The 23,961-nt window shown below is 71.3% G+C and carries 16 protein-coding genes; 9 read left to right on the top strand and 7 right to left on the bottom strand.

Going from position 1 to position 23,961, the window contains the following annotated elements; translation table 11 throughout:
• Nucleotides 1-2 precede the first annotated feature (2 nt).
• Nucleotides 3-608: a phosphopantetheine-binding protein gene (locus AB8O64_RS06990; RefSeq protein ID WP_370418420.1), complete on the bottom strand. Its 606-nt coding sequence runs from the start codon at nt 606-608 to the stop codon at nt 3-5.
• The gene (locus AB8O64_RS06985) at nt 605-1,405 is read right to left on the bottom strand and encodes a thioesterase II family protein (RefSeq protein ID WP_370418418.1); all 801 of its coding nucleotides are present in this window, start codon (nt 1,403-1,405) and stop codon (nt 605-607) included. Before AB8O64_RS06985 ends, AB8O64_RS06990 begins: the two co-directional genes overlap by 4 nt.
• A gap of 181 nt (nt 1,406-1,586) precedes the next feature.
• Here AB8O64_RS06985 and AB8O64_RS06980 point away from each other — a divergent pair, with 181 nt between their 5' ends.
• Both AB8O64_RS06980 and aroF read left to right on the top strand, forming a co-directional pair.
• Nucleotides 1,587-2,930, top strand: coding sequence for a condensation domain-containing protein (locus tag AB8O64_RS06980; protein ID WP_370418417.1), 1,344 nt, complete (start codon nt 1,587-1,589; stop codon nt 2,928-2,930).
• A gap of 51 nt (nt 2,931-2,981) precedes the next feature.
• Nucleotides 2,982-4,034: a 3-deoxy-7-phosphoheptulonate synthase gene (gene aroF / locus AB8O64_RS06975; protein ID WP_370418416.1), complete on the top strand. Its 1,053-nt coding sequence runs from the start codon at nt 2,982-2,984 to the stop codon at nt 4,032-4,034.
• Nucleotides 4,035-4,104: 70 nt separating this feature from the next.
• Here the strand turns inward: aroF and AB8O64_RS06970 are convergent, their stop codons facing one another.
• Nucleotides 4,105-9,168: an amino acid adenylation domain-containing protein gene (locus AB8O64_RS06970; protein WP_370418414.1), complete on the bottom strand. Its 5,064-nt coding sequence runs from the start codon at nt 9,166-9,168 to the stop codon at nt 4,105-4,107.
• Nucleotides 9,169-9,291: 123 nt separating this feature from the next.
• On the opposite strand from AB8O64_RS06970, the gene AB8O64_RS06965 reads away from it, so the two are divergent.
• The gene (locus tag AB8O64_RS06965) at nt 9,292-11,223 is read left to right on the top strand and encodes a condensation domain-containing protein (RefSeq protein WP_370418413.1); all 1,932 of its coding nucleotides are present in this window, start codon (nt 9,292-9,294) and stop codon (nt 11,221-11,223) included.
• 99 nt (nt 11,224-11,322) lie between these two features.
• Here the strand turns inward: AB8O64_RS06965 and AB8O64_RS06960 are convergent, their stop codons facing one another.
• A complete protein-coding gene (locus tag AB8O64_RS06960) occupies nt 11,323-12,843 on the bottom strand; it encodes an MFS transporter (protein WP_370418412.1) in 1,521 nt (506 codons plus the stop codon).
• A gap of 121 nt (nt 12,844-12,964) precedes the next feature.
• On the opposite strand from AB8O64_RS06960, the gene AB8O64_RS06955 reads away from it, so the two are divergent.
• The 6 genes from AB8O64_RS06955 to AB8O64_RS06930 all read left to right on the top strand — a co-directional run bounded on the left by AB8O64_RS06955 (nt 12,965) and on the right by AB8O64_RS06930 (nt 20,003).
• Nucleotides 12,965-13,921, top strand: a complete 957-nt coding sequence (locus AB8O64_RS06955) for a LysR family transcriptional regulator (protein WP_370418411.1) — start codon at nt 12,965-12,967, stop codon at nt 13,919-13,921.
• A gap of 114 nt (nt 13,922-14,035) precedes the next feature.
• Nucleotides 14,036-15,427 carry a serine hydroxymethyltransferase gene (gene glyA, locus AB8O64_RS06950; protein WP_370418409.1) on the top strand — a complete coding sequence of 464 codons (1,392 nt, stop codon included), beginning with the start codon at nt 14,036-14,038 and terminating at the stop codon, nt 15,425-15,427.
• Entirely contained in the window at nt 15,424-16,230 is an 807-nt protein-coding gene (locus tag AB8O64_RS06945) for a thioesterase II family protein (RefSeq protein WP_370418408.1), read from the top strand. Before glyA ends, AB8O64_RS06945 begins: the two co-directional genes overlap by 4 nt.
• Nucleotides 16,227-17,855: a PhpK family radical SAM P-methyltransferase gene (locus AB8O64_RS06940; protein ID WP_370418407.1), complete on the top strand. Its 1,629-nt coding sequence runs from the start codon at nt 16,227-16,229 to the stop codon at nt 17,853-17,855. Before AB8O64_RS06945 ends, AB8O64_RS06940 begins: the two co-directional genes overlap by 4 nt.
• A 37-nt stretch (nt 17,856-17,892) precedes the next feature.
• A complete protein-coding gene (locus AB8O64_RS06935; RefSeq protein WP_370418406.1) occupies nt 17,893-19,782 on the top strand; it encodes an amino acid adenylation domain-containing protein in 1,890 nt (629 codons plus the stop codon).
• Complete coding sequence (locus AB8O64_RS06930) at nt 19,779-20,003, top strand: MbtH family protein (protein ID WP_370418405.1); 225 nt, start codon at nt 19,779-19,781, stop codon at nt 20,001-20,003. Before AB8O64_RS06935 ends, AB8O64_RS06930 begins: the two co-directional genes overlap by 4 nt.
• A gap of 73 nt (nt 20,004-20,076) precedes the next feature.
• Here AB8O64_RS06930 and AB8O64_RS06925 read toward each other — a convergent pair whose 3' ends face one another.
• Genes AB8O64_RS06925 through AB8O64_RS06915 form a run of 3 tightly spaced genes read right to left on the bottom strand, consistent with a single transcriptional unit; the run spans nt 20,077 to nt 23,902 of the window.
• Nucleotides 20,077-21,303 (bottom strand): cytochrome P450, encoded by a 1,227-nt coding sequence (locus AB8O64_RS06925; RefSeq protein WP_370418404.1) that lies wholly within the window; start codon nt 21,301-21,303, stop codon nt 20,077-20,079.
• The gene (locus AB8O64_RS06920) at nt 21,300-23,096 is read right to left on the bottom strand and encodes an amino acid adenylation domain-containing protein (RefSeq protein WP_370418402.1); all 1,797 of its coding nucleotides are present in this window, start codon (nt 23,094-23,096) and stop codon (nt 21,300-21,302) included. Before AB8O64_RS06920 ends, AB8O64_RS06925 begins: the two co-directional genes overlap by 4 nt.
• A 38-nt stretch (nt 23,097-23,134) precedes the next feature.
• The gene (locus AB8O64_RS06915; RefSeq protein WP_370418401.1) at nt 23,135-23,902 is read right to left on the bottom strand and encodes a thioesterase II family protein; all 768 of its coding nucleotides are present in this window, start codon (nt 23,900-23,902) and stop codon (nt 23,135-23,137) included.
• Between the last annotated feature and the right edge of the window lie 59 nt (nt 23,903-23,961).

Genomic DNA, 23,961 nt, shown 5'->3' with positions numbered 1-23,961 from the left:
CCTCAGGATGCGCCGAGGTCGAGGCGGACGCGGTCGACGGCGTCCGCCTGATCTCTCAGCACGCTGTTCTCGAAGAGCAGCTCGGGGGACACTTCCACTCCGAGGTCCCGCTGCAGCCGCATCCGCACGCGTACCGCGAGCAGGGAGTGGCCGCCGAGGGAGAAGAAGTCGTCGTGGAGCCCTATGCCGTCGATCATGAGCAGGTCTTCCCACATGTCGGCCAGGTGGCGTTGGGTGGGGCCGTCCGGGGGGACGTACGGGGCCCGCCTGCGTGTCAGGTCGTCGAGGGCCTGGGTGAGCCCCTCGGTGGTCCAGGCGTCGTCCGCGTCATGGGCCTTCGCCGCCATGGTCACGAATTCGGGTTCCGGTGTGCCCGCCCGGTCGGACACGAGCCCTGCGGCGGCCAGGTGTTCGCGCAGCCGGCGCAGTGACAGCGCCTCGCCGGCCGGGGCCACGAAGGCGATCAGCCGGCCCGGTTCGCCGGCCGTGGCGCAGACCGCGGCCCTGGCGACCGAGGGGTGGTCCTGCAGCGCACGCTCGATCATGCCGGGGCCGGCGCGCTCGCCCTGGGGCCCGGTCGCGTCGCCGGGCCGTACGAGAGGGATCATGCCGTCATCCTTCGTTGTCCCGCGGTTTCGTGGCCCCGGCCGAAGTCCCGCTCGATGACCTCGGCCAGTTCGGCGGTCGCGTCGAGGACCGTCCATTTGCCTCCGGGCAGTGTGTGCGCGCTGAGCGGTCCGCAGTCCGACCAGTGCGTCATCTCCTCGGGGCGCACATCGGTGTCGTCCTGCCAGCTGATGGCCGTCACCGGGCAGGTGGTGCGTCGGGCGGCGTCCGGCCGGTAACCGAAACACATCCGCAGATCGGCACGGAGCACGCGCAGTGCCATCGGGATCAGGTCCGGGTGCAGCTCGCCCTGCCCCAGCATCCGGGAGACCCGCTGCACCTGCTCACGAAGCTGGTCGTCCGTCATCGACGGGTGGTAGACGCCGGTGGCGTCGGCGGCGGGCAACCGGTAGCGGCGCTCCGGCGGCCAGTGCGGCACGCGCGACGACGACACGAAGAGCCGCTCGGGTGGCTCGGTGCCGGGTGCCGCGCTCGTGACGAACGCATGGGCGAGCAGGGCGCCCATGCAGTGGCCGAAGACCGCGTACGGCCGGTCGGTGTACGGTCGCAGCGCTTCGGCGCACTCCGCGCCGAACTCCTCGAAGGTCTCGTTCGGTGGCTGGCCGAGCCGGTTCTCCCGGCCCGGTGGCTGCACCGGGCACACTTCGAGGGGGCCGAACCGCTCGGGCCAGCGCCGGAACACGGAGGCACCGACTCCGCTGTAGGGCATGACGAACAGTCGGGCGGTGGCGTGCTGTGACGGTTCTCGTAGCAGCCAGTTGACGCTGCGCTGCGACATGACGTCCTCCTGGGGGCCCGGTGTGCAGCCGACCGGCCCGTCGGCTGCGCGTCACGGCAGAGACGTTAGGCACCACCGGTTAGGCGGCAGTTACGCCGTGCGTGACGCGGGCCGGTTCCGTAACCGCGCGCAAACCAGCGGGCGCCAGGCTGACGGGGCCTCGTTCAAGGAGCTGATCGCCGTGGCCGACGCCCGCTCGCGAGCACAGGCGCTCTCGCACGACCGCAAGGCCCTGCTCGATGCCCTCCTGGCGCGGCGACGGCTGCCCCGCGCCCCCACCACGGCGGCGCAGGAGCGGTTCTGGCACCTCAACCGGAGGGATCCCGCCGACCCCCGCTACCGGTGGCCCTGGGCCGTCGCGCTGGGCGGACGGCTGGACACCGGGGCCCTCGACCGGGCCGTGCGCGGCGTGCTGGCGCGGCACGACCTCCTGACCTCCACGTTCGACCGGCAGGACGGTGTGCTGTGGCAGCTGCGGGGTACGGCACCCGCACCGGGGCCACGTGTCGTGGAGGTGCGGGACGGGCAGGCCGGGGTGCAGCGGGAGATCGAGCGCGTCAACCGGCAGAGCAGGGATCTGGCACGCGAGGCGCCCGTCGGCATCACCCTGCTGCGGCTCGGGGCCGACGAACACGTCGTGGTCGCGGACATCCATGCCATCGCCAACGACGCCTGGTCGATGCGGATCTTCCTCGACGACCTGGCGTCCCACTACAACGGGACCGCCGCTGCCGCGCGTCCGGCCCCGTACGCCGATCACGCGGCGCGTCAGCGCCGGTGGCTGGACGGCGAGGAGGCCGAGCGGCAGGCCCGGTTCTGGTCGAGGGAGCTGACCGGCCTTCCCCCGGCGCCCCTGGCCCACGGCAGCCCCGCCGACGAGGCCCACCGCGGCGTCGTACAGCGGGCCGACATGCCGGCCGGGGTGCTGGACCGGGTCCGTGAGCTCGGTCGACGGGCCGGTGCCACCCCGTTCATGACCTTGTACGCCCTCTTCGCCGAGGTGCTCGGCGGGCTGACCGGACGCACCGACATCGCGCTGGCGACCTCCGTGGCAGGACGCGACGACCCGAGGACCCATGACGTCATCGGTTGCTTCGTCAACCGCATAGTGCTGCGCGTCGATGTGGCGGGTACCCCTTCCGCCCGGGAACTGGCCGCGCGCGGCCGGGCCACGGCGCTGACGGCCTTCGCGAACTCCCGGCTCCCGTTCGAGCACGTGGTGCGCCACGTCGCGCCGGAGGAGTACGACCGCCCCGCTCCCCTGGCCGATGTCATGTTCGTGTACGACGACCAGGACGGTGCGGCGGCTTCCGGCGCCGCACCCCGATTCACCGGTCTCGACTCGGCGCTCGTCGAACCCGACTACCGCACCACGCGGTTCGCCCTGCTGCTGACCGCGCGCCCGCTGCCGTCCGGGGCACTGGCCCTGGAGGCGCACTCACCCGACGGCCGGCGTTCCATGGAGACCGCCCGGGAGCTTCTGCACAGATACGCCGGACGGCTCACCGGGCTGGAACCCGGGTGACGGGCCGGCCGCGGCGTCATGAAACCGTCCCCCTCGGAGGAAGGACCACTGATGATCGCCATCGTCCTGGCCGAATCCTGCACGCCCGCACAGCGCCAACAGGTGCTCAGCGCCGTTCAGTTCACCGGCTCCGGGCTCAGAGCGCACACGCCGCACCTGCTGTCGCTTTCCGGGGACCTGGACCGTGTCACCACCGCACTGGAGGGTTTGTCCCAGGTCAGAGAGGTTACCGCGGTGCCGTCCGGCTGTCCGCGGGCCGCCCGGCTGGGCGGGCGGGACGCCACCACGCCGGTGTGGGTGCAGGACGTGGAGATCGGCGGGCCGGGCTTCGTCGTCGTCGCGGGCCCGTGCTCCGTGGAGAACCGGCATCAGATGCTGACCACGGCCCAGGAGGTACGGGCCTGCGGCGCCCACCTGATCCGGGCCGGGGCGTTCAAGCCCCGCACCTCGCCGTACGGTTTCCAGGGGCTGGGGGATGCCGGCCTCGGTCTGCTGGCGGAGGCGCGTGAGCGGACCGGTCTGCCTCTGGTCTCGGAAGTCGTGGACGTACGGGACGTGGAGCGGGTCGCGCGGACCGTGGACATGGTGCAGGTCGGTGCCAGGAACATGCAGAACTACCCGCTGCTGCGTGAGGTCGGCCGCTTGCGGATGCCGGTGCTGCTCAAGCGTGGTCTGGCCGCCACCTTGGACGAATGGCTGCTGGCCGCGGAGTACGTGCTCGACGGCGGCAACGACCAAGTGGTGCTCTGTGAGCGGGGCATCCGCACCTTCGAGCCGGGATACCGCTTCACCCTGGACCTGGCCGCCGTCGTCGTCCTCAAGGAGCGCACGCATCTGCCGGTGATCGTCGACCCCAGCCACGCGGCGGGACTACGGGGGCGGGTGGTGCCGCTCGCGCTGGCCGCCGCGGCCGTGGGGGCGGACGGCATCATCGTCGAGACGCACCACGACCCGTCCGTCGCGCTGTGCGATGCCGCACAGGCCCTTCCGAGCGGCGAACTCGCCGGTCTGATGGACCGCTTGGAGAGCGCCGTCGCGTCCGCGGGACGCTTCCTGCGGCGTTCCCCCGGCGACCGGGCGCTCGCACCGGTGAGCGGCGCCTGACCAAGGGGCGTCCGAGGGCAAGCACGCGGGTGCTGCCGGATCGTGGTCCGGCAGCACCCGCGGCCGTGCGTCAGGCGTCGTCCCGCGCCGCCATCTCGGCCATGGCCTCGGCGAAGGCGACGACGCGCGGGCCCTCGTCAGGGTCGGTGGCCAGCCCCTTCGCCAGTTGGGCGCAGGTGGGCAGGTTGAAGATGTCGCGGACGCTGAGCGACACGTCGAGGAGCTCGTTGAGCCGCGCCGCCAGCCGGGTGCCCGTGAGCGAGTCGCCGCCCAGGAGGAAGAAGTCGTCGTGGACATCCACCTCGGTCCGTTCCAGTACCTCGGCGCAGAGCGCGGCGACCAGCGCCTCCAGTGGTCCGGCGGGCCCGGTGGTCCGCGTCGCGTCGCGCCCGGCGTCTCCGCGTGCCTGTTCGGTCAGGGCGAGCCGGTCCACCTTGCCGTTGCCGGTGAGCGGCAAAGCGGTCAGGACGCGGACATCGGCCGGGACCATGTAGCCGGGCAGCCTCTCCCTCAGATACGCGGACAGGTCGTCGTCGCTGACGTCCCCGGCCACGAAGGCCACCAGGTGCCGCGCGCGGCTGTCACGCACGGGCGCGACCACCGCGCACGCGTCGACGCGGGGATGGCTCAGGGCGACGTGCTCGATCTCACCGAGTTCGATGCGGTACCCGTTGACCTGGACCTGGAAGTCGTCGCGGCCCAGGATCTCGATGGACCCGTCCGGACGGTAGCGGCCCAGGTCACCCGTCGCGTAGACCCGCTCCCCGGTGGAAGGCAGCCGGAAGAACCGCGACCGGGTGCGTTCGTCGTCCCGCCAGTAGCCGTGCGCCAGTCCGACATCGCTCGCCACCACCATCTGGCCCGGTACCCACACGGGCCGGTCCCGCCAGCGGCTGTCCACGACGTGGTAGCGGTGGTTGGCCATCGGTTTGCCGTACGGGATGCTCGTCCAGTCCGGGTCGATCTCGCCGACGGGCTGGAGTATCGACCAGCAGATGGTCTCGGTCGGACCACCCGATCCCATCACCGTCAACCGCGGGGCGAGAGCCCGCATCCGGTCGGGCAGCGTCAGGGGGATCCAGTCGCCCGACAGCACGGTCAGGCGCAGCGATTCCAGGACGCCGGGGCGGGACGACGGCTGCGCCGCCGTCATCCGCTCGGCCTGTTCCACGAGCATCTGGGCCAGCGCCGGCACGGAGTTCCAGAACGTCACCGACTGCCGACGGACCAGCTCGGCCCAGTGCGCGGGGTCCGGCCGGGCGCCGGGGTCGGGCAGTACCGCCGCGCCGCCTGCGGCGATGATGCCGAAGACGTCGTACACGGAGGCGTCGAAGTGCAGCCCGGACACGCTGAGGACCCTGTCGTCGGGGCCGACATCGAAACGTGTGTTGATGTCGCTGAACATGTTCGTCACGCCGAGGTGATCGACCATGACCCCCTTGGGGCGCCCGGTCGAGCCCGAGGTGTAGATGACGTACGCCAGGTCCCTCGGCCCCTGCGCACTGGGCAGCGGGGCATCGCTGACCGTATCGAAGTCACCGTCCACACGGAGCACGTCGACGCCGGGCGGCCAGGACAGGGTGTCGGCGAGGCGGCTCTGGGTGAGCACCATGCCGACTTCGCCGTCCTCGAGCAGGTCGTGCAGTCTGCGCGTCGGCACGGCCGGGTCGATGGGCAGGTGAGCGGCTCCGGAGGCGAGGACACCGTAGACGGCGGCGTACTGTTCCCAGCCTTTCTCCGCGACGACGGCCACCAGGGTGTTCGGCCGCGCGCCCCGTTCCCGCAGCCCGCGTCCGATGCGATTGGCGCAGGCGTGCAGTTCGCCGTAGGACAGGGTGCGCGCGGAGGTGATGACCGCCGGAGCGTGCGGCTGCCGGGCCGCGCGCCGCGCGAGCATCTCGTGCAGCAGCGTCTCATCGGCCTCTGTCGCCGTGCGGTTGACGTCCGCCCGGACGGCGAGCTGCTCGGGCGGGACGAGGTCGAACCGCTCGGCCTGCCACAGTCCTTCCTCGGTGACCAAGCGGTCCAGCAGGCCGCAGTACGCGGTGAACATGTCGTCGATCAGACCCGGCGGGAACATCGCGTCGAGGAAGTCCCATTTCATGTGCAGGGTCTCGTCGATCTCCCTGATCTGGAAGTCCAGCAGGACCTGGGGCGTCTGGGAGATGCCGTACGTCTCCTCGCCCAGCCCCGACACCTGCCGCCGCGGCGGGTGCCCCAGCAGGCTCGTGACCACGATCGGCATGGCCGGGCGTGCTCCCGCGGAGGGCCGTCTCCGCTGGAGTTCGCGCAGTACCTGGATGCCGTTGAAGTGCCGGTGTTCCAGGTCGGTCCAGATCTGTTCCTGGATGTCACAGGCGCGTTCCGCGAAGGTCCCGTCGGTCTTCTCGACGGCGACCAGCAGCGTGTTGGTGAAGTCACCGAGCATCCGGTCGATGTCGGGGTGCACCGGAAGCCGGTCGAAGACGGGGAAGTTGATGGTGAAGGAGTCGTTCTTGCTCCAGGTCCGCAGGACTTCGGCGAAGACGGCCACCAGGATGCCGGACGGTGTCACGCCCAGCCGCCGGGCGCGGTCCTGGAGACGGTGCCAGCGGGCCGGAGCCAGCCGGTGGGCGCGTCGGTCGAAGCGGATGTCGCCTCTCGGCGTGGTGACCATGGGCAGATCGGGTGCGGGGGGCAGATCGGGCACGCGCCCCAGCCAGTAGGCGCGGGAGCGCCGGTAGGCCGGGGTGGCCTCCAGCATCGCCCGCGCCTGGGTCACGTAGTCCCGGAAGGTGATCTCCGGCGCCGGGGGCGCGGTGTCCGGGTTCTCGTAGAGTTCGATCAGTTCGGGGAAGAGCACTTGGAAGGTGCTCCAGGCGTCGATGACCAAGAGATCGATGCCGATGTGCAGACGGACGACTCCTTCGGGCAGGAGAGTGACGCGCACGTCGAACAACGGCCCGGTGTGCGGGTCCATCACCTGGTGGGACATCTCCTCCCGCACGCCCCGCACGCGTGCCCCGGCCCGCTCGGCGGACTCCGACCGCAGGTCGAGGACGCGGACACCCCTGCCGAGGGGGCGCGGCAGTACCCGCTGGGTGCCGTCCGGCAGTACGACGGCGCGCAGCATGTCGTGCCGGCGCACCACTTCCTCCCATGCGCGCTCGAACCGCGGTACGTCGAGCCCGTCGCGTTCCCACTCGAAGTACCCGTGGCAGCCGACGTTGCCGAAGTCGACCGCGGCGCCCCGGCCGATCCACAGCGCCTGCTGCGTCTCCGTCAGCGGGAAGGGCTCGTACCGGCCGGCCGCGTCGGGGCGCAGCGTGGGCAGGACGGCCGGCGTCGAGGTGGTGTCCGCCGCCCCACGCCCCGTGGCCAGCCGTGCCAGTGCGGCGACGCTCGGGGCGCGCACCAGGTCCGGCAGTGTCAGTTCGAGTCCGAGTTCCTCCCGGGCCCGGGTCAGCAGGCGCATCGCGCTCAGCGAGTCGCCTCCGAGGTCGAAGAAGCCGTCGAGCACGCCGACACCGTCGAGGTCGAGGACCTCGCCCCACAGCCGGGCCAGGCGCCGTTCCGTGTCGTCGCGCGGCTCGACCCTGGCCACCTCCAGGTCCGGCCGGGCGCGGTCGGCGTCCGGCAGTCCGGCCCGGTTCACCTTGCCGCCCGGGCCGATGGGGATCGAGTCCACGACGGTGATGGAGGCGGGCACCATGTAGGGCGGCAGGGTCCGGCGCAGGACGCGCCGGATCTCCCGCACCAGGGGCGGGGCGGACGGGTCCGTGGTGATGTAGCCCAGCAGCTTGCGCTCGCCGGTCACCGGTTCGGCCGTCGTCACCGCGGCCTGGCGCACTCCCGGCTGGCGGGCGAGTGCGGACTCGACCTCGCCCAGGTGGACGCGGTAGCCGCGGATCTTGACTTCGTCGTCGGCCCGCCCGATGACCTCGATGTGTCCGTCGGGCCAGCGTCGCGCCACATCCCCCGTCCGGTACAGCACCGGGTGCGGGTCCTCGGGCAGGGGGTTGGGCAGGAATTTCTCCTCGTTGGCGTCGGGCCGGTTGAGGTAACCGAGGGACAGGCCCGCACCCGAGACGTAGAGTTCGCCGGGTTCCCCCGCGGCCACGGGCGCGAACGACGCGTCGAGCACATGGACGCGGACCCCGGGCACCGCGCGGCCGACGGGCGGTGCGCGGTGGGCGCGCTCGTCGCTGGTGAGCGTGCGGCTCACGGCCGAGAGATTGCAGGTGGTCACCACGGTGGCCTCCGAGGAGCCGTACACGTTGACCACCTCGAACGGCAGCGAGTCCGGTGGCCAGGACCGCAGCCGCTCGCCCGCCACCCGCACATTGCGCAGGGCCGTGTGCGCGGGCCAGTCCAGTGCCCAGGAGCGCTCGGCCATCGCGGTCATCATCAGGCTGTGGGTGATCCGGTCGCCCACGAGCCAATCGCGCAGCGCGACGGCGTCCGCGGCGATCTCGGGACCGGGCACGCAGACGGTCGCACCGGCCGCGAGCACCGGCAGACAGTCGACCTCGACGAGGCCGGCACCGGGTGAGCACAGCCAACTGCCCCGTGAGGACGGCTCGATGGCACACCGCTCGATCAGGGTGTGCACCAGCATGCGGAGCGCTCCGTGCCGGAAGAGCACCGCTTTGGGCGCGCCGGTCGAGCCGGAGGTGAAAGCGACGTGGCAGACCGTCGCGTCGTCCACGGTGACTTCGGGGGCGTCGGCCGGGGCCGAGCGCCAGGCATCGTCGTCGATCAGCACCGTGGGCAGGCCGGGGTGGCTCGCCAGCCGCGACATCGTCGGCCCGTCCGACACCACGACGGCGGCCTCGGCATGCTCCAGCATCGCCGATACGCGGACCGAGGGGTTCTCGGGGTCGATCAGTACCGCGGCCGCGCCCAGCTTGAAGCACGCCAGCTGGGCGGTCAGATGCGCCGTGCCACGTCCCAGGTACAGGGCTGCCCGCGCCCCCGGCCGGACCCCCAGGCTCCACAGCCGGCCGGCGAGCCTGCCGGCCGCATCGTCGAGCCCGGCGAAGTCCAGGGCCGTGCCGGCGTGTTCGACGGCTGTGGCCCCTGGGGTGTCGCGGGCCGCGCGTGCCACGCGTTCGTGGACGTAGAGGTGCGTTTCCTGGCTGTTGGGGTCCCGCACGGCCGATCCGCCTTTCCACGCTGAGGACAGACAGGCGGGGACGGTAGGCCGGCGAAGTTAGGGTGGGGTTACGCGGGTCGGCGTAACTGCGCGCTAACCCGTCGGCTCTAGCGTCGCCCGGTCATGGACGACTCCTTTTCCCGTCTCACTCGTCTGACGCCCGAACAGCGGCTCCGGCTCGCCGAACGGGTACGGGCCGAGCAGTTGGGCCCGGCGGCGGCGCCCGGGGCGGCCCGGCCGCCGGTGTCACGGGCCCAGGCCCACGGGCCCCACCCCGCGACGTACACACAGGAGCAGCTGTGGTTCCTCGGCAAACTGACGGCCGAGGTGCCCGACTACAATGTGCCGTTCCGCTTCGATCTGGACGGGCAGCTGGACGCCCGTCACCTGCTCACGGCGCTGCGCACGGTCGTGCGGCGGCACGGAGCGCTGCGCACGGAGCTGCTGGAGGGGCCCGACGGCCTGTGCCAGGTGGTGCGCCCGGAGGTCCCGGTGGATCTGCCGGTGCGGGATCTGTCCGGGCACGACGACCCGTCGGCCGCCGCGCAGGCGCGTTGCTTCGAGCTGGCGCGCACGGTCTTCGATCTGCGTACCGCGCCGCTGTGGCGTTTCGAGCTGCTGCGTCTCGACGAACGGGGCGAACGGCACGTCCTGGTGTGGATCGCTTCGCACTCCATCGCGGACGGTGGTGCGGTGGGGGTGCTGCTGGGCGAGACCGCCGCCGTGTACGGCGCCCTCGTCGGCGGCCGGGAGGCCGGCCTCCCCGATCCCGGTGCGCAGTTGGCCGACTACGCGCGGTGGCAGCGCGCGGCGCTGACCCGGCAGGAGACCGAGCGGCTCACGGCGTACTGGCGCCGTCGGCTGGACGGGTACGAGGGATTGCGCCTGAGCTATGACCGTCCCGGCACGCCGGGCCAGGTGCCCGCCGGGCACACCATCCGCTTCACCGTCCCGGCCGGGCTGCGCGAGGAGGTTCTCGCCCTGGCCCGCCGGCTCGCCGGCTCGCCGTTCATGGTGTTGCTGGCCGCGTACCAGGTTCTGCTCGCCCGGCTGAGCGCGCGCACGGATGTGGCGGTCGCGCTGCCGCTCGCCTGCCGGGACGAACCCGCCTTCGAGAACGTGGTCGGTTCGCTCACCAACACCGTCGCCCTACGCACCAGCGTCGGCCGTGACGACTCCTTCGTGACGGTGGTCGGCCGGGTCAAGGACGCCGTCCTGGGCGCGATGGAGCACCAGAGTCTGCCTTTCGGGAAGCTCGTCGAAGAGCTGCGTCCCGTACGCAGGGGGCGCACCAACCCCATCGTGGAGACGATCTTCAGTTATGGCGGTACGCCCGCGACACGGTCCTGGACCCCCTTCGGGGACACGCTGCGGGCCGCGTGCCGGGGCATGTCCAACGACACGGTCCGCTTCGACTTCGAGCTGGTTCTCGATGAGACGCTGGAGGGCCTGGTCGCGCGTTTCGAGTACGACCGCGACCGGATCGACGCGCGCAGTGCCCAGCAGATCTGTGACGCCTACCTCGGTGTTCTCCGGGCCGTGACCGGCAGTCCGCAGGCACCGCTCGCGGAGCTGTCGGACGAAGGCCCCGGGCGGCCCGGATGGCCGCTGCCGGACTGGTCCGGTACGCCGATGGGGCCCAAGGACGTGCCCGTACCGGCCGAGGCCGGCACACCGCGCACCGGCGAGGAGCGCGGCGTGGCGCGGGTGTGGGAACGGGTCATGGGCCGTGCGGAGGTGGGGCGTGACGCCGACTTCTTCTCCCTGGGCGGCCACTCGATGCTGGCCGTGCGCGTGATGGCGGCCGTCAACGAGGAGTTCGGCACGGATCTGTCGGTGCTGCAGCTCTTCGAGACCAGCACCGTCGCGTCGCTCGCCGCGGCCGTCGCGGCGGCGCGCGGGGCCGGGCGGTGCGACACCGGGGTGCCGCAGAAGCCGGCCGGGGGCCGGGAGGCGGCGGACCCCCTGGCGGAGGACGAACTTCTGGCGGTCGTGGAGCGGATGTCCGACGACGAGGTGGAGCAGGCCCTGGAGAGTCTGCGGGACACCACCTGACGCCGGCCCGGTGGTCCGGGCCGGCGTCGGCAAGAGCGGCCATCCGTGGCCTCTACGGGGGATGTGCGGGCCCGGATGGCCGCTCGATCAAGGGGATGGTCAGGACCGGCTGTCGGCCGGGGCCGGACTGCCCGGGGAGACCGGCTCGTCCGCCGTCTGCTGCGGCTGACGGACGGACTGCATGACCGCGGCCACCAGGACCGCACCGGCCGCGAGGACGACGGCCGCCGTGACGAAAGCGAAGCGATAGCCGTCGACCATGGCCTGTCCGGTGACCTGACCGGAGCCGGCGACGTCGCGGGAGTGCGTGACCGCGAGGGTCGTCAGCACGGCGAGCCCCAGCGAGCTGCCCAGTTGCTGGACCGATGTCTGAACACCGGAGCCCAGTCCGGCGTCCGCGCCGGACAGCCGGTGCAGTGCCGCGTTCTGCAAGGCCGGAAGCCCGATCGCCAGGCCGAACGACAGCACCACCGTCGCCGGTACCAGCTGGCCCCAGAACGAACCGTGGGCGTCGATGCGGGCCAGCAGCAGCATGCCGGCCGCGCTGACCAGAAAGCCGACGATGATCGCGTTCTTGGCGCCGGCCTTCGTGACCAGTTGGGTGGAGAGAATCATGCCGGGCACGAACGCGGCGCAGAACGGCAGGTAGGCGAGACCCGACTGGAGCGGCGAGTAGTCGAGGACCTGCTGCACGTACAGGGTGACGATGAAGAACATCGCCGCCATGGCGCTGGTCAGGAACACCGTGGCCACGTTGGCCGTGATGCGGGTGCGTTCGGTGAAGAACCTCAGGGGCATCATCGGGTCCTGCACCCGGGATTCCACGGCCGCGAACAGCAGGACCAGCACGAGGCCCCCGGCCAGGGACACCCACACGCGGGGGCTGCCCCACGGGTGTTCCGCCGCCTGGAGGAAGCCGTTGACGACGGCGACGAGGCCGGCGGTGATGAACAGCCCGCCCCAGATGTCGAGCCGCTGCCGGGACGTCGTCACCGGTGCGTCGCGCACGTCGCGTGCCGCGAGGAGCAGTGCCACGGCGGCGATGGGGAGATTGATCAGGAACACCCAGCGCCAGCCGGCCAGGTCGACCAGTACCCCGGACAGCAGGACGCCCACGGTCGCTCCCATACCGGCCAGGCCTCCCCAGATGCCCAGGGCCTTCGCGCGTTCCTTGCTGTCGGTGAACATCAGGACGATCAGCGACAGGGCGGCAGGAGAGGCCAGTGCCTCGCCGAGCCCCTGGGCGAAGCGGCTGACGATGAGGGTGCCGGAATTCCACGCCAGTCCGCTGGTCAGCGAAGCGAGGGCGAAAATCGTCGTGCCGATCACGAAGAGCCGTTTGCGGCCGACCATGTCGGCCACGCGTCCGCCCAGCAGGAGCAGACCGCCGGCAGCCAGCAGATAGCCGTTGACCACCCAGGCGAGGCCCGCCTGTGACGTGCCCAGGTCGTCCCTGATCGACGGAAGCGCGACGTTCACCACCGTGTTGTCGATGACGATGACGAACTGCACCAGCGAGAGCACCGCCAGCGCTTTCCAGCGGCGTGGGAAGGCGTCGGCCGCCCCGGCCGATGGGGCCGGGTCGGCTTCGTGCGCCGACCTGTTCTCCACAGCGGACATGTCGTTCTCCCAGCAAGCGGTCCAAAGCGGTGTCGTGCCGAGTCAAGCCAGGTGCGCACGGGGTGTCCAACAACGATCACTCCGGGTTTGACAACCATCGGAAGTCTTCCAAGATGAGAGCGTGGATCTGGACATGGCACATGTGCGGGCGTTCATCACGGCGGCGGACGAGCAGCACTTCGGCAAGGCCGCGGCACGCCTTCATCTGAGCCAGCAAGCCCTGTCCAAGCGCATCCGCAGACTGGAGGAGCTGCTCGGCGCGCGGCTGCTGGACCGCTCCAGCCAGAGCGTCGCCCTGACCGAGGCGGGAGCCCGCTTCCTGGCGCCTGCCCAAGCCGCCCTGGACGCCGCCGATGCCGCCGCCGCGGCGGTCTCCGCGACCTGCCGCCCGCTGCGCATCGACGTACTCGACGAGCGGCTCACCCCCATACAGTTCGTCCAGCGGTGGGTCGACCTCGAGCAGGATGTGCCGCTGGAGGTCAGCATGCGGCACGGCCTGGCGAACGCGCTGCCCGCCCTGCGCCGCGGGGAGATCGACGTGGCCTTCGGCCGCGTGCACGCCCTCGACGTCCCCTGGCACGACGAGTTCGCCTGCCGGCCGGTACGGCTGGAACCGCTGGTCCTGCTGGTGGGAGCCGGCCATCCGCTGGCGCGGGAGGCCTCGGTCACCCTCGCCGACCTGGCCGGCGTCCCGCTGTGGACGCCCATGGGGGGCGGCGTGGGGGAGTGGACGGCATTCCTGCGCGACTTCGCCGCCGCGTGGTCGCTCGAACTCGACCCCAGCGGCCCGGCGCTGAGCCTCGACTACCTGGTGGACGCCGTCGCCGCCCGCACGGGCGCCGCGACCCTCCTCGGCGCGGGCATGAGTGTGCCCACGAGCGGCCGGACGCGCACGGTGCCGCTGGTGGACCCCACCCCTGTCTACCCGTGGTCGGCGGTGTGGCGCCGCGACCGGCCCCACCCCCTCCTCGGGCGGCTGCTCGACGTCGCCGGGGGCCCCGGCCGCGCCCGGGATCTCGCCGCGGCCGCGGGCCCGGTCTGGCTGCCCGCCGCGGACCGGGCCGGCCTCGGGCTGTGACGACCGCCCACCGCACCGCGTAACCGTCGGCAAACCCTGGCCGACTAGGGTCGCCGGACCCCGTACCGAGCGGGGTCCGCCACCGACGCACCGCGAGGACGCGAGGACAGGCCAGTGGACTCATTGACGTTGCCGAACCAGGCCGGTCCCGCTCCCCGGAGCACCGGGCAGCGGGATCTCGCATCACATGCCGCGAGATCGCTCCGTCGCGCCGACCCCGAACTGGATACGCTCCTGGAGCGGGAGTTCCGGCGCCAGAACGACACGCTGGCCCTGGTCGCCTATGCCAGCCTCGCCGATCCGTCCGTTCTCGCGTGCGGCGCCTCGGTACTGGCCAATGTCACGGCCGAGGGCTACCCGGGCGCGCGCTATCATCCGGGCTGCCAATGGCTGGACGAAGTGGAGCAGCTGGCGATCCGGCGGACGCAGGCGGTCTTCAAGGCACGTTACGTCAACGTCCAGCCGCACTCCTGTTCCTCGGCCAACCTCAGTGTGCTGTTCGCCCTCATGCGTCCCCGGGACACCGTTCTGGGCCTGAGCCTCGACGCCGGCGGCCATCTCACCCACGGCTCCGCCGCCTCCGTGGTGGGCGACTACTTCACCGCGGTCGGCTACGGCGTGAACAAGAGCGGGTTCATCGACTACGGACAGGTGCGCGAGCTCGCCCACCGGCACCGGCCCAAAGTCCTCATCGCGGGAGCCAGCGCCTATCCGAGAGCCCTGGACTTCGAGCGGTTCCGCTCCGTCGCCGACGAGGTGGGCGCGTATCTGATCGCCGACATCTCACACATCGCGGGCCTCGTCGCCGCAGGCGTGCACTCCAGCCCGGTCGACCTCGCCCACATCACCACGCTGAGCACGTACAAACAACTCGGCGGCCCCCGCGGTGGTCTGATCCTCAGCGGGGTGGAGTGCGACACACCCGGCCCCGACGGCACCTGCACCCTGGCCCAGCTCATGCAGCGCGCGGTCTTCCCGCGCAGCCAGGGAACGCTGCACGCCACGGGGATCGCCGCCAAGGCACGTGCCCTCGCCCTGGTCGGACGCCCGGAGTTCCGTGAGCTGGCCGAGCGCATCCGGCGCGACGCGCGGGCCCTGGCCGCCTCGCTCCTGCGCCGCGGCCACCGGGTACTGACCGGCGGCACCGACACCCACATGGTTCTGGTGGACACCACGGTCTTCGGCCTGTCGGGGGCCGCGGCGGAGAGCGCCCTGGAGGACTGCGGGATTCTCGCCAACCGCAACCGCATTCCGCACGACACCCGCTCGGCGCGGGTCACCAGCGGTCTGCGATTCGGTACCAACATCATTGCCCAACGCGGCTTCGAACCCGAGGACATGGACGAGTGCGCCGCTCTCGTCCACCAGGTGCTGACCGCGGCGGAGCCACTGGGCCGTACCGGACACCGGCTCGATCCCGAGGTCAGGGACCGGGTCCGGCATTCCGTACGCGGACTGTGCGCGCGGCGTCCGATCCCCGGTTACGCAGTGAATCCGGCCGCATGACGCCCGGGCCGCGACGCGCGTGCTACTGGTCCAAGCCCTGGGTGTGGGATCTGCGCCCTGCACCCGGGCCGCACACGGCCGCGGTGCTGCTGCTGCCGCACGGCGGAGGCAGCGCCCATTCCTTCACCGAATGGCCGCGACATTTCCCCGACCACGTCAGAGTTCTCGCCGCTCAGTACCCGGGGCGGGGCGCCCGTTTCGGGGAGCCGCAGGCACAGAGCATGGACGAGCTGTGGCGCCCGCTGATGACGGCCGTGGAGACGCTGGACGTTCCCCTGATCGTCTTCGGCAACAGTCTGGGCGCCCTCCTCGGCTTCGAACTGGCCTGGCACCTCCAGGAGGCCGGCCGTCCTCCGGCGGCGTTGTGCGTCTCGGGAGCGTGGGCACCGCACGCCCGTGAGCCCGGTGCCTCCTACGGCGACGCCCTGTGGTCCGAGCCGGCTCTGGTGGCCTGGCTGCACGAGTACGGCGGAATGCCGCCCCAGGTTCTCGACGACCCCGATCTGCTGGAGATCGTGCTGGACGCCATTCGAGCCGACCTGAGAATCGTCGAAGGCTACCGATTCGGTGCGCAACAGCGGCGGTTGACCTGCCCGATCACCGTACTGGGCGGTGCCGACGACCGTCTGGTGAACGAAAGCACTCTCAAGGCGTGGGCCGAACGCACACAGCACACCACGGACGTGCATCTGTTACCGGGAGGCCATTTCTACTTCCTCGACCACATGCCGTACGTGACCGGACTCGTGCGCGCTCTCCTGCCCACACCCGCCGACGAGACTGGAAAGCGAGCGGGACATTGAACGGACTCGACTGCATCGTCATCGGCTATCACGCGGGTGACTTCGACGACTACCGCCTGATGTGCGAACAAGCGGGCCCGGATTCCCCGGAACGGCAGATCTACCGCAAGGAACACCTCGTGGTCGACGGCCGCCCGATGCCATGGCTAGAAGCCTTCAGCCATCTGCGCAACCGCGCCACCGGGCGCAGCGACCGGTACCACGTGGGCGAGGTGTTCAATCTCGCCACGCTCTACCTGACCAACCACCTCCGCCGTCACGGGTATACCGCCGAGCCGGTCTCCCTCTTCGGGGCCGAGCAGGAGCAGCTCGCTGCTCTGCTCGCCGAGCGGCCGCGCATGGTGGCGATCACCACCACGTTCTACGTGAACATCCTGCCGGTGGTGCAGATCGTGGAGTTCGTGCGCAAGCACGCACCCGACACGCACATCGTGGTGGGCGGCCCGCTCATCGACAACCTGTGCCTGGGCGGGCTCACCGAGACGCTGCAGGACATGTTCTTCGCCATGGGTGCCGACAGCTACGTGCAGGAGTCGCAGGGCGAGCAGGCGTTGGTCGAGGTGTGCGCGGCGTTGACCGCGGGCGTGCCGCTGGACGGTGTCGCCAACGTCATCCATTGCCCGGAGGACGTCTGGACCCTGACGCACCGCCGCCCCGAGGCCAATGACCTGGATGCCTGTTCCATCGACTGGAGCGGTTTCACGGCCCAGCAGATCGGTGCCACGGCGCAGACCCGGACCGCGCGCAGCTGTGCCTTCAAGTGCGCGTTCTGCGACTACCCGTCCCGGGCCGGTGCGCTGGCCACCGCGTCGGTCGACACCGTGCGGCACGAGCTGCGGGCTCTTGCCGACAAGGGTGTGCGCAACGTGGTGTTCGTCGACGACACGTTCAACGTACCGCCCAAGCGGTTCAAGGAACTGTGCCGGATGATGATCGAGGAGGACCTGGGCCTGCGCTGGTACTCGTATCTGCGCTGCTCGAACGCACGGGACGAGGAGACGTTCGACCTGGCCGCGCGGTCCGGATGCTCCGGTGTGTTCCTCGGTATCGAGTCGGGCGACGCGCAGGTGCTCCAGAACATGAACAAGCTCGCCCAGGACAGCCAGTACCGGACCGGTATCGCACGGCTGAAGGAGCGGGGAATCACCACGTTCGCCTCCATCATCATCGGCTTTCCCGGTGAGAACGAACGCACGGTCGCCAACACCGTGGACTTCCTCAACGAGACCGCTCCCGACTTCTGGCGCGCCCAGGCGTGGTGGGGCAACGAACGCTCGCCGGTGTACCGCAGCAAGGAGCTGTACGGCATCAAGGGCGGTGCCTACAGCTGGGAGCACTTCACGATGAACTCGCGGGAAGCCGCCGCGCACTGTGATGCCATGTTCGACGCCGTCACCGAGTCCACCTGGCTTCCGCTGTACGACTTCGACTTCTGGTCGCTCCCCTACCTCGCGGGCAAGAACGTGTCCGCGGCAGAGCTGAAGCCCCTGCTGGAGACCAGTCGGCGTCTGATGCGGGAGCGGGACGCGGTGTCACCCGATCCGGTGCGGGTGGCAGCTCTGGAGCGGGAGTTCGCCGACTCGGTGGCCGCCCTGGACGTCGAACCCGCCAAGTACCAGTGGTGAGAGGCGCGGCTCGTTCGCGCCGGGTCGGGAGGACTCCGTGACACTCAGCAGAACGCCCCGGATCACGGCCCGGCGCGGCCGGGCGGATCACACGACGGAATCATGGCAGCCGGTCCACCGGGGGCTCGGGCACGCGGCCGCCCGGCATCCAGGCCGGCCGGCCGTGATCGCCGCGGCACGTTCGCTCACCTTCCGGGAGCTCCACGAGCGGTCCGACGCCCTGGCGGGCCGGCTACGCCGTTTCGGAGCGGCACCGGAGACGGTGGCGGGCCTGTGTCTGCCCCGCACACCCGACCTTCCCGTGGGACTGTTCGGGATCCTGAAGGCGGGAGCGGCCTACGTCCCGCTGGACCCGGCACTGCCCGACGAGCGGCTGGAGTACATGGCCGCGGACTGCGGACTGCGGCTGATCGTCACGCACTCCTCCGTCAGTGCGCGACTGCCCGCGCGTCTGCGGGAACGAGCGGTGGACCTCGACACCCTGGACCTGAGCCGGGACACGGACCGGGGAGCGCCCCCGACGGATGTGCGGCCCGGCCATCCCGCCTACGTCCTCTACACCTCCGGGTCCACCGGGCGGCCCAAGGGCGTGCAGATCACGCACGGGGCGCTGACGGCCTTCCTGGACCGGCTGCGTCAGGCGGAAGTCGCGCGGCCGGAAGCGGCGGCCCGTGTCGCGTGGAACGCGAGTGTGTCCTTCGACGCCTCCGTCCAGCAGTGGGTCCGCGCCTGTGCCGGCGACACCCTCGTGCTGCTGCCCGACGCGCTGCGGGCGGACCCCGCCGCCCTGGCCCGCTTCCTGCGCGAACAACGCGTCACGGACCTCGACATCACCCCCTCCCATCTGCGCCCGCTCGTGGAGCACCTGGCTTCCGGACCGGCGGGGGGTGCGGGGCCGCTCAGGCTGCTCGTCGGCGGCGAGGCCATCGACTCCGGTCTGTGGCGGGAGCTCGGCGAACTCCGCGCACGTGGTGTCGCCGTCTCCCTCAACCTCTACGGGCCCACCGAATGCACCGTCGACGCCACGGTGGCCGTCGTGGAGGCGGACCGGGAGCCACACCTGGGCACACCCCTGCCGGGGGTCGGGCTGCGCCTTCTCGACGCGGGGCTGCGCCCGGTCCCGGACGGAACAACCGGTGAGATCTGCCTCGCGGGGGACGGGCTGGCCCGCGGATACCTGGGGCGCCCGGGGCTGACCGCGGCCCGCTTCGTTCCCGACCCGTTCGCCGATGACGGCAGCCGTCTGTACCGCACCGGCGACCTGGCCCGGCGCCGGCCGGACGGCACGCTCGCCTATCTGGGCCGCCGCGACCACCAGGTCAAGCTGCGTGGTTTCAGGATCGAGCCCGGAGAGATCGAGGCGGTGCTCAGTGATCACCCGTCGGTGGCCGAGACCGTCGTCGTCAAGCGCGACGACGTCCCCGGAGCACCCGCCCTGGTCGCGTACTGCCGGCGCGCGGGCACGGGCGGGGCGGGTCCGGACGACGAGGAGCTGGAGAAGTGGGCGCGCGAGCGGCTCCCGGAGCACATGCTGCCCGTCGCCTACGTCATGCTGGACCGGTTCCCGCTGAGCGTCAGCGGCAAGGTCGACCGCTCGTCGCTGCCGCAGCCGGCCCCGCGCGTGTCCGCGGTGCCGGAGGGAGCCGCGGCCTTCGTCGCGCCGAGGGGAACGTACGAGGAGCTGGTGGCCCGGATCTGGCACGAGGTGCTGGGTGTGACGGACATAGGGGCGGACGAGGACTTCTTCCGCCTGGGCGGAAACTCGCTCCTCGCGATCCGGGTGGCGGCGCGGCTCAAACGCACCACACGGCTGGTCGTGCCGATGAGCGCGGTCTTCGCCAACCCGCGGCTGTGCGATCTTGCCGAGCACGTAGAGAAGGCGGCCCGGGAGCAGGCCGGTGACGACACGGTGGAGGGCAACCCATGACAGTCGACGATGCGCCGGGCACCGAGGAAGGGCCCCGGGCCTGGAGTGTGCTCGTCAACGACGAGGAGCAGTACGGCCTGTTCCCCGCGGACAGGAAGCCGCCGGGCGGGTGGCGATCCACGGGGTTCACGGGAACCGAGCAGGAGTGCTCGGGTTACGTGGACGAGCAGTGGACGGACATGCGGCCGCTGAGCCTGCGGAGCGGCGGCACACAGGGGTGACACGAGAGCCGGGACCGAGGGGGAGGCAGTGGGCCGCCTCCCCCCCGGTCCCGGCTTCTTCACCCGGCTCGGCTCAGCCGACGGACACCGCTACCGGCAGATGCTTGATGCCCAGCATGAAGTTCGACCGCAGGCGCTCGACGGGTCCGGTCACCTCGAACCGCAGCCGTCGCTCCGCCAGCGCCCGCATCAGCAGGGTGATCTCCTGCCGCGCCCCGCCCATCCCTATGCACCGGTGCGCCGCCACACCGAACGCCAGGTGCTGGTTCGGGGCGCGGGAGACATCGAACACGTCCGGCGACGCGAACTGGTCCTCGTCCCGGTTGGCGGAGGCGTTCCAGAGAGTGACCGACTGGCCGGCCTTGATGAGCGTGCCACGGATCTCCACGTCGCGGGTGGCGGTGCGCTGCACGTAGGCGTTGGTCGACGTCCAGCGGAAGATCTCTTCCACTGCCGTGCTCAGCAGTCCGGGGTCGGCGATCAACCGCTGCGCCTGGTCCGGGTGTTCGGCCAGTGCCAGCACCGCGGCCGTCGCCGTGTACGGGGTGGTCTCGTTGCCGCCCACCGCCACGTTCAGGCAGTTGTAGAGGATCTGGCTGTCCGTCATGGGCCGGCCGTTGATCTCGGCGGCACACAGCAGGCTCACCAGATCGTCGCCGGGTTCCTTCCGCCGCCGTTCCGTCAAGTCGGTGAGCATGTCGAAGATCTCCACTTGGGAGGCGACCAGCGTCATGTCCGCCCCCGATGACCCGGAGTACTCCGCGTCCTTGTGTCCGATCATGGACCGGGTGAGCCGCAGCAGACGGAACGCGTCGTCGCGCCCGAGGTCGAACATCGCGGACAGGAAACCCGCCGGCAGCTCCAACGCCACCTCGGTCGCGAAATCGCCTCCTCCCGCGGCCACGAACCGGTCCAGGGCCGCGCCGAGGAACTCGACCACCCGCCGGGTGGCCTTCTCGATCATCCAGGGCGCGAAGGCCTTGTGGACCTGCTGGCGCAACAGGCGGTGGTCCGGGGGATCGGAGCAGATCAGCATCTGACCCGATGCCGTGTCGGCGGCATTGCGGTACGAGCCGCCCAGAACCGTCCCGTACTTGGAAGAGAAGGAGACCGTGTCGATATAGGCGGCCGAAACGTCCTCGTACCTGGTCAAGGCCCAGAAGCCGCCGTCCGGAGCGGGATTCCAGTACACCGGTGCGGTGCGCCGCAGCCGGGACCAGACGGCGTGCGGGTCACCGGACACGAACAGGTCCAGGTCGTTGAGGTCGATCGGCGCGTCGGGCTGTGCGCGGCCGGTCATGAGCTCACCATCGCCTTTCGCTTCTCATTGACGACCCGGGCGAGGTCCTCGAGCACGCTGTCCTCGAAGAGCGCCTCGGGTTTGAGGGAGATCCGCATGTCCTGCTGGATCGTCAGACGGGCCCGCACGGCCAGCAGTGAATGCCCGCCGAGAGCGAAGAAGTCGTCGCGGGTACCGATGCCCTCCAGGGCGAGCAGGTCTTCCCACAGGCGCACCAGGTACTTCTCGGTGTCGTCACGCGGCGGCGCGTGTTCCGCGTCGCACCGCGGACGGTCGGCGTGGAGCGCCAGCAGCCTTGTCCAGTCCCGTTTGCCATGGGCATCGGTCGGCATGGCGGGCAGGACCACGAACTCGGAGGGGATCAGATGGCGGGGAACCCGCTCCGTCAGGAACTCCCGCAGCCGGCGGGGCGACAGGGACTCGCCCGCGGGCACCGTGAACGCCACGAGGCGGCGCTCGCCCGCCTCACCGACCGCGGTCACGGCGCACTCCCGCACGTCGGGGTGGCTGCGTACGGCCGCCTCCGCCTCACCCGGCTCCACCCGGTATCCGCTGATCTTCCATTGCCGGTCGGCACGGCCCAGGTACTCCAGGGCTCCGTCCGGCCGCTGCCGCACCCGGTCCCCCGTGCGGTACATACGGCTGCCGTCGTCGGCGAAGGGATCGGGCAGGAAGCGGGAAGCGGTCAGACCGGGCTGGTCCAGATAGCCGCGTCCCACACCCTCTCCTGCCACGTACAGCTCACCGACGGCACCGGTCGGCACGGGCCGCAGTCGCGGGTCGAGGACGTAAAGGCGCGCGCTGTCGAGGGCGCCGCCGATCGGCACGGTGTCCTCGGTGGGCCCCGGGGCCCTGCGGATCTCCTGCCCCGTGCAGGCGACCGTGGTCTCCGAGGGGCCGTAGAGGTTGAACAACTGGCCGCTGAACCCGCCGGACAGCAGATCCCGGCAGGTCGCGGGCAGCAGGACGTCACCGCCGGAACACAACAGCCGCAGCGAGGAGAACGCCTCACGGTCGTGGCGCACCACGTCATTGAGCGCCACGGCCGGCGCCAGCATCGCGGTGATCCGCCGTCGGCGCAACTCCCGCTGGAGGTCCGTGGCGAGCAGTTGCGCGAAGGACGGGAGGACCGCGATCTCCGCTCCTCCGGCCAGCGCCCGCCACACCTCGAAGGTGAAGGTGTCGAACGAGACACTCGCCGCCTGGCCGGAACGGTCTCCGGGCCGCAGCGCCGGCAGTGCCGCGTCCAGCGCGAAGGCCGTCATCTGCCGGTGTTCGAGAACGACTGCCTTGGGGGTGCCGGTGGAGCCGGAGGTGAACAGTACGCACGCCGCGTCCGCGCCGGCGGCCTTGGGCAGCGGCCCGCCCGCCCCGGTGGCCTCCTCGGCGCCCTGCCATGGCAGGACATCGGTCTCCCCTGGAGCCGTCCCCTCGCTCCGTCCGGGCTCGGTGACCACGCACCTGACCCGGCCGGCCGACAGCATCGTGTCCCTGCGGGCCCGCGGATAGGCGGTGTCGACCGGAAGGTAGGCGGCGCCCGCGCGCAGCACGGCCAGGACGGCGGTCACCATGTCGACGCCGCGCGACATGAACAGGCCGACCCGGTCGCCCCGGCGCACACCACGGCCAACCAGCGTCCCGGCCAGTGCGGCGGACCGCCGGTCGAGTTCGGCGTACGTCAGACGCGATGCCCCGTCGCTGACCGCGGGAGCCTCGGGATAGCTGGCGGCGCTCCGGGCGAACAACGCCGTCAACGTGGACGGGGGTCCTGGTGTGCGTACGTCCTGACTCATGCTCTCCCCTTCCTGAGGGTGATCCGGACGAGGGCCGCTCATCGGACAGCGGGCGAGAAGTCTCCGGCGAGGATCTCCATGAGGGCGGTCGGGGCGGTCAGGTAGGTGAGCGTGTCACCGTCCAGGAGGTGGTGGGTCACCTGTCCGTAGGCGTCCCACTCGTGAAGGTCTCGCGGCCCGACGTCGGGGTCGTCGCGCCAGCCGATGGCAGTGATCGGCGGCTTCAGCGGGTACGGGCCCGGAGGCCGGTACGTGCGGCACATCTCCACGTCGTTGCGCAGCACCCGGAGGGCGAGCGGGAGCAGGTCCTCGGGGATGTCGCCGCCTCCCGTCCTGCGGATGACGCGCCCCAGCTCCTCGCCGAGCCGTTCGTCGCTCATCGACGATCGGAACAGTCCGAAGAACCCTCGGCTCGGTACGAGGCAGGAGGAGAGATAGAGCCGGTCCGGAAGGCGCCCGCCCTCCTCCTGGATCCGTACCACCAGCGCGTAGCAGAGCAACGCCCCCATACAGTGTCCGAACAGTGCGTAGGGCCGGTCGAAATGCGGTGTCAGTGCCCGGGAGGCGTCGGTCGCGAAGGAATCGAAGTCGTGATACCCCTCTTCACGAATCCGGTTCTCCCGGCCGGGAAGCTGGACCGGGCACACCTCCAGCGGGCCGATCCGTCCCGGCCAGCCGCGGAACGAGGCGGCGCCCGTACCGGCGAACGGCATGCAGAACAGCCGGGCCTCGGCGTCCGGCCGTGGATCGCGCAGCAACCAGCGCCCCGCCGGTGGCAGTGTCCTCCGCGCGGTCGGTGACACCATCCGTCCTCCCGAGGTCCGTCGTCCGTGCGGCTCGGCCGCCGCGACAGTAGCCCGGGACG

It is taken from the genome of Streptomyces sp. QH1-20 (genome assembly GCF_041283565.1).
In the GTDB taxonomy this organism is placed as follows: Bacteria; Actinomycetota; Actinomycetes; order Streptomycetales; family Streptomycetaceae; genus Streptomyces; species Streptomyces syringius.
This window is presented reverse-complemented; position numbering and strand designations above follow the sequence as displayed.

Coding starts and splice junctions, on each gene's coding strand:
- AB8O64_RS06960 (WP_370418412.1), bottom strand. CDS start 12,843: ATGTCCGCTGTGGAGAACAGGTCGGCGCACGAAGCCGACCCGGCCCCA.
- AB8O64_RS06925 (WP_370418404.1), bottom strand. CDS start 21,303: ATGACCGGCCGCGCACAGCCCGACGCGCCGATCGACCTCAACGACCTG.
- AB8O64_RS06915 (WP_370418401.1), bottom strand. CDS start 23,902: ATGGTGTCACCGACCGCGCGGAGGACACTGCCACCGGCGGGGCGCTGG.
- AB8O64_RS06965 (WP_370418413.1), top strand. CDS start 9,292: ATGGACGACTCCTTTTCCCGTCTCACTCGTCTGACGCCCGAACAGCGG.
- AB8O64_RS06945 (WP_370418408.1), top strand. CDS start 15,424: ATGACGCCCGGGCCGCGACGCGCGTGCTACTGGTCCAAGCCCTGGGTG.
- AB8O64_RS06985 (WP_370418418.1), bottom strand. CDS start 1,405: ATGTCGCAGCGCAGCGTCAACTGGCTGCTACGAGAACCGTCACAGCAC.
- AB8O64_RS06990 (WP_370418420.1), bottom strand. CDS start 608: ATGATCCCTCTCGTACGGCCCGGCGACGCGACCGGGCCCCAGGGCGAG.
- AB8O64_RS06920 (WP_370418402.1), bottom strand. CDS start 23,096: ATGAGTCAGGACGTACGCACACCAGGACCCCCGTCCACGTTGACGGCG.
- AB8O64_RS06930 (WP_370418405.1), top strand. CDS start 19,779: ATGACAGTCGACGATGCGCCGGGCACCGAGGAAGGGCCCCGGGCCTGG.
- aroF (WP_370418416.1), top strand. CDS start 2,982: ATGATCGCCATCGTCCTGGCCGAATCCTGCACGCCCGCACAGCGCCAA.